At 68.5% G+C, this 5,346-nt stretch carries 6 protein-coding genes; all 6 read left to right on the top strand.

Going from position 1 to position 5,346, the window contains the following annotated elements:
• On the top strand, nt 1-1,831 hold a 1,831-nt coding region (locus ACFYW1_RS38845; protein ID WP_389004533.1), incomplete at its 5' end, for a hypothetical protein.
• Nucleotides 1,828-2,613 (top strand): hypothetical protein, encoded by a 786-nt coding sequence (locus ACFYW1_RS38840; protein ID WP_389004531.1) that lies wholly within the window; start codon nt 1,828-1,830, stop codon nt 2,611-2,613. The genes ACFYW1_RS38845 and ACFYW1_RS38840, both read left to right, overlap by 4 nt.
• 261 nt (nt 2,614-2,874) lie before the next feature.
• A complete protein-coding gene (locus ACFYW1_RS38835; RefSeq protein ID WP_389004529.1) occupies nt 2,875-3,246 on the top strand; it encodes a toxin-antitoxin system YwqK family antitoxin in 372 nt (123 codons plus the stop codon).
• Nucleotides 3,247-3,389: 143 nt separating this feature from the next.
• Complete coding sequence (locus ACFYW1_RS38830) at nt 3,390-3,632, top strand: SUKH-3 domain-containing protein (protein ID WP_389004535.1); 243 nt, start codon at nt 3,390-3,392, stop codon at nt 3,630-3,632.
• Nucleotides 3,633-3,756: 124 nt separating this feature from the next.
• Nucleotides 3,757-4,077 carry a hypothetical protein gene (locus ACFYW1_RS38825; protein ID WP_389004527.1) on the top strand — a complete coding sequence of 107 codons (321 nt, stop codon included), beginning with the start codon at nt 3,757-3,759 and terminating at the stop codon, nt 4,075-4,077.
• 56 nt (nt 4,078-4,133) lie between these two features.
• Complete coding sequence (locus ACFYW1_RS38820) at nt 4,134-4,991, top strand: hypothetical protein (RefSeq protein WP_389004525.1); 858 nt, start codon at nt 4,134-4,136, stop codon at nt 4,989-4,991.
• Nucleotides 4,992-5,346: the final 355 nt, after the last annotated feature.

The following is a 5,346-nucleotide window of genomic DNA, read 5'->3' as shown; positions in this document are numbered from 1 at the left end:
TGACCACCTCCCCACCGGCCAGACCGGCGACCACCTCCCCGGCGGCCGCGCCGACGACCTCGGCCACGGCCCCTCCAACAGCCACGAACCCCCCAACACCCACACCGGTGGTGGCGGCCACAACGACGCTCCCAACACCCACACCGACGACGGCGGACACGGCAACGGCGGCAGCCACCAGGACCCGCCCGGCAACGGCCACGGCGGACACGGCAACGACGGATCACCCACTGGTGGCGACCACATTCCGGACGGTCCCGGATCGGACCTGCCCGGTCCGCCCCATGGCGGCGACGGTGGAGTTCCCGGCGGGATCACCCCCGACGGTCCCCGAGGCAATCTGCCCGACGGATCCTGGGCGGGCGAGAACGGTCTGCGCCTGGACCGGGACGCGAACGCGGCAGCCGACGACTTCATGCGCAGGTCCACCGAGGCGGAACCGCGTATCACCGAGTCGATGCAGGGCATCGCGGGCAAGGTCGACAACGGCAAGCTGATCGGCCTCGAGTACCGGCTCAAGGGCGAGGACTCGCTCAAGCGCAAGCTCGCCACGGACATGCTCGAAGACGTCGGCGTGGACCCCGCTCGGGCCCTCGGCGACATCAAGGACTCCATCCGCTACACGATGGAGGTGCCGAGCAACAGCTACACCCACGGCGTGCAGCAGGCGATCGACGACCTCCAGGCCAAGGGCTTCGAGAACGTCACGTTCAAGAACACCTGGGACTCCACCGGCTACAAGGGCATCAACTCGACCTGGCGCGATCCGATCAGCGGCCAGACCTTCGAGCTGCAGTTCCACACCGCGGACAGCTTCACGGCCAAGATGGACGGCCACGTCCTGTACGAGAAGGAGCGCCTGCCCGGCGTCTCCCCGGACGAACTGGCCGCAATCAAGGCCGAGCAGACGGAGCTCTTCGGCAAGGTGCCGGTGCCGCGCGGGGCAGGTGACATCACGATCGGCGGGCGCAGCATCGACGATGTCGTGTCCACCATCGGCAAGGACGTCGACTCGGCGGTCCACGGTGTCGGGTCGACGGCAGACGATGTCGGACGCCTTGGCGACGACGCGGCGCACATCGGCGACGACGCCACACACCTTGGGGACGACGCGGCACACGTCGGCGACGACGCGGACGATGCCACTGACGGCGCGCGGGCCGATGACCACGACGGCAGCCCGTACACCGATGGCCCGAACGGCGGCTGGAGCGGCGCCGGCTGGATCGAGAAGCCTGATCCGATCCACGACCCGGACTCCGTGGTCGCAGCGGAGATGTACGAGAACATCAGGTCGACGGACAACAAGGTCGAGCTTCCGGCGATCTCCCGGAACACCGGTGTGGACGAGTCCGTGCTCCGCCAGGTCAAGAGCCATCTCTTCCGGTCGCAGCACGAAGTGGCCATCGCTCCCGGCACGTTCAAGAAGGGCCTCTTCACCCCGCGCATCGATGTCGGCGAGATGTGGTTCGCCGCGCGTGAGGGGAAACTCAGCGAAGAGGGCTTGCAGCAGTTCAAGCACCTCATGGCTCACGAGTACGTCGAGAGCAGTCTCATGAAGTCCGGCCTGCCCTACATCCGCGAATACGACCACCTGTGGGAGCTCGATCCCGCCGACGGCAGGTACTACCGCCCGAGATTCCCCCAGGACATCAGAGACGCGGGCGCCCATGACTTCGCGCCGAACGACAAGATCGGCGGGTTCCGGCACTGGCGGTCCCTGGGGATGGAACCGCCGAAGGTCCAGCTCGCCGATGATTTGTCCAATGTCGACGACGTGGTGAAGGCTATTCGTCAGGAGATGCACCTGAAGGGATTTGATCTGAAGTGAGTACTGAGCTGCCACGCGCGGTCCTGGAGCGGTTGCGCGCGGTCGACTGGTACGGCGACTGGGACACGGCCAGCAGTCACTCGCGTTCCCGCGCCCTGCTGATGCGGGAGTACATGCGTCGCGCAGCCCTGTGGGCTCAGGTGTACAACGCCGAGGAGAAGTGGCCCTTCTTCGATGTGACCGAGTTCGTCGACCCGTCGTTCCGGCCGGCCCCGGAGGTCGAGTCCGAGCTGGAGGATTACGTGGCGCACAACGTCGGCACGCCGTCCACGGCGAGGACGTGCCGGGGTGCCGTGCGCTGGGCCGCGCTGCGGGAGCGGGGCGGGGTCGATCTGCCGGACCTGCCGGACCCGTACGAGCCGTTGCTGATCATGTACGGGCGAGGCGGCGGCTACTCGATCGAGGAGTTCATCGACCTGTACGGAGTGATGATCCCGTACGGGAACTTCGAGTCCAACCTCAACGCCGAGCCGTTCCTCACACTGGCCCCGAGCACACTCGACACCCTCGATGCCGGAGCGGTCGGCAGGATCGCGTACTACGCGAAGATCAGTGAGGGATATCCGCGCAGCAGCCCACGCGGCATCCTGCGGCGGCGTCTCGTCGGCCGGGAGGCGGAGACGCACGACGAGGCCTTCACCCGTAATCTCCGCTGGGAGCCGACGGAGTACCTCAGGCTCTACGAGCTCGGGCACAACGACATCGACCACGTGCAGATCTCCGAGCGGGAGGCTGCCGCCTTCATCGAATCGACGGTGGAGAAGCTCACTGGTTCCCGATGAGCCGACGGCCTGCCGGTGACGCGGCCGGGGCCGGTGAAGGGGTCGTGCGGTCCGGGAGGCCGAGGCGCGCGGGCTCGCTCCCACGGCCGCAATTTCGAGCACTTCCCGAAGGACCTCTCCTTCCAGCGCGGCGCCGCGCTGGAAGGAGGCCGAGGAACTCGGCACCTTCCCCAGGAAGCAGGTCGGCTCCTGTGTCGGCGTGGACGGCCTGCACGGCAGGTTCACCGGCAATCCTCCGACCAGCGGACTCTGGATTCCCCGATGCCCGACGTGACACGAATCGACATCGACGACCACGAAGTCGACATGGATCAGGGGCAGCGCCTGCTGTACCGGGGGGAACTCTTCACCGGCGAGGTCGAGGAGCACCTGGGCGATGCCCTGGTCGGCCTGGACTCCTACGTGGAAGGGGTGCAGCACGGCCCCAGCCGCGAGTGGTACAAGGACGGCACGCTCCGCTCCGAGGCGACGGCCCGCACGGGGCTCCCGGTCGGGACGTCCAGGGAATGGCACCCGAACGGTGTGCTCGCCGCCGAGGTGGAGTTCTCCGAGAACGGTATGGCCATGGTGGCGGAACGTCGGTGGGACGAAGCGGGCCGACCGACGAAGAACTGGCATGTGAGCGAGGGATAACGCCCCGCCGACAGCGCAGCGGTACCGGTCCGGGACGGATCACGGATGAACGTCGAACCGTCCCGGGCCGTTCCGGAACGTCCGCGGGCCGTCGACCGGCCTGACGAGGGCGGGTCCGGCGCCACGAGAACTCCCGCGACCTCCTGACGCGGGAGCATCTGCGGCGGGCGGCCCCCGGGCTCGGAGCCGAGCTTTTTCCTGTCGGCCACGAGGCTTCCGAGCACGGGATTCTCCTGGGCGACGAGAAGGGGCGGTTCTTCCACCTTCACCACACCGGTGGGTATCACCCGGGGGAAAACGCGCCCGACGCTTTCTCCCGGTTCCTGATCGGCGCACCCCACCCCGACGCGGAGGATTTCTTTGCGGGCTCGACACCGGGCACCTGAAAACCGCGGAGCTTCCCCGGGACGATCCGGTCGAGCCCCTGGCCCGTCGGCAGGAGCCCCCGTGCGGATGGCCGACTTCTTTCAGGAACTCTGGCCACCTTCGTTCGGAACCCCGAGGGGAAGCATGCGGGACTTCCTCGCCCCGGGCCCGTACGAGGATGCCGAGCGGATCACGGAGTATCTGCTCGGCGGGCACGAGGTCCTCAGCATCATGGGGTCCTCCACGGACGTGCTCGGCTCCGGCAGGACCGTGCTCGGGGGCGACTCCGTCCTTTCCGACGGGGAGTGGATCTGGCGAGGGGACCTCTGGTTCTACGTCCGGACGCATCACGTGGAACTCCCCGGGGAGTTCCTCGCCCGTATCCGGCAGCACGACCATCCGGGGCCCGCCGATGACGAACCCCGAATGATCGAGGTCGCCGCGTACGTCGTCGCCAATCTCTGACCGGTCGGCGGTCCGGTCATACTGGCGGGACGCGAGGGGACGGGGAGAGCCTGCCGATGGGGAACGGGCATGCGGGCGCGGAGCGGGAACACTTCGCCGGCCGCGGACCGACACCGGACGGGGACGGCCCGCCGGTGGACGGCGGGGCGTCGCGGGCCGTTCTGGAACGTCTGCGGGGCGTCGACTGGTCCGACGAGGACCGTGCCTGGCGCCACGAGAACTCCCGCGCCCTCCTGATGCGGGAGTATCTGCGCCGGGCGGCTCTCTGGGCGGACCACTGCGGCGCCGAGCGGTCCTGGCCGTTCTTCGACCTGGCGGAGCACGCCTATCCCACCGTCCGGATCCCCGACGGCATAGCCGCCGAACTCGACGAGGTCCTGCGGGGCGTCGGCCCCTCCTCGGTCAGGACGACCTGCCGGGCGGCTGTCCGCTGGGCGGTGCTCCGTGCCGGGAGCGCGTCCGGTCCGCTGCCGGATCTCCCTGATCTTCCGGACCTCTACGAGCCGTTGCTGGTCCTGTACGAGCGGGGCGGCGGGTTCTTCGTCGAGGAGTTCATCGATCTGGGCGGTGCGATGGTCCGGCTCGGGACGGTGGAGAGCAATCTCGCCGCCCGCCCCTTCCTGACGCTCGCCCCCGCGGCCCTCGACACCCTGGACGCCGAGGGCGAGATCACGTACTACGCGAAGATCGGCGAGGACCACCCGCGGAGCAGGCCGCGCGGCATCGTCCGGCGCCGGGTCGACGACGACGGCCGGACGTACGACGAGGCGTTCACCCGTGACCTCCGTTGGAAGCCGACCGAGTACCTCCGGCGGTACGCGCTGGGCCACAACGGCATCGACCACGTCGAGATCACCGGGATCGAGGCCGCCGCGTTCGTCGAGTCGCTGACGGAGCGGCTCTCCGGGCGCTGACCGCCCGCCGGGTCCGTCCGAACGAGCACCGCGACAACCGTGCGCACGGGGTGAAGATCGGTCGGAGATTCTCGGGAGGCCCGTTTGCGTCGAGGGGCCCTCCGCCCCCGATGGCTCGGCCAGGCGTTCTGTTTGCACACCTCATCGCCCACGCCGGTCCCCGGCGGCACTGTCACAGTCTTTCCACAGCCCGGAAGCCCTCGATTGCTTCGACCCCCCGGACTTGATAGGGATGGTCAGCACATTTGTTTGCTCAGGTTTGGCAGGGGGATCGAATGAAGTTCGACATGGGGGCGCAGGTTCTGACGACTCTGTCGTCGAAGTCTCGTGGGTCGAGTGACGACCTGGGGGTGCT

Source organism: Streptomyces sp. NPDC002669, from assembly GCF_042889165.1.
Lineage (GTDB): Bacteria > Actinomycetota > Actinomycetes > Streptomycetales > Streptomycetaceae > Streptomyces.
This window is presented reverse-complemented; position numbering and strand designations above follow the sequence as displayed.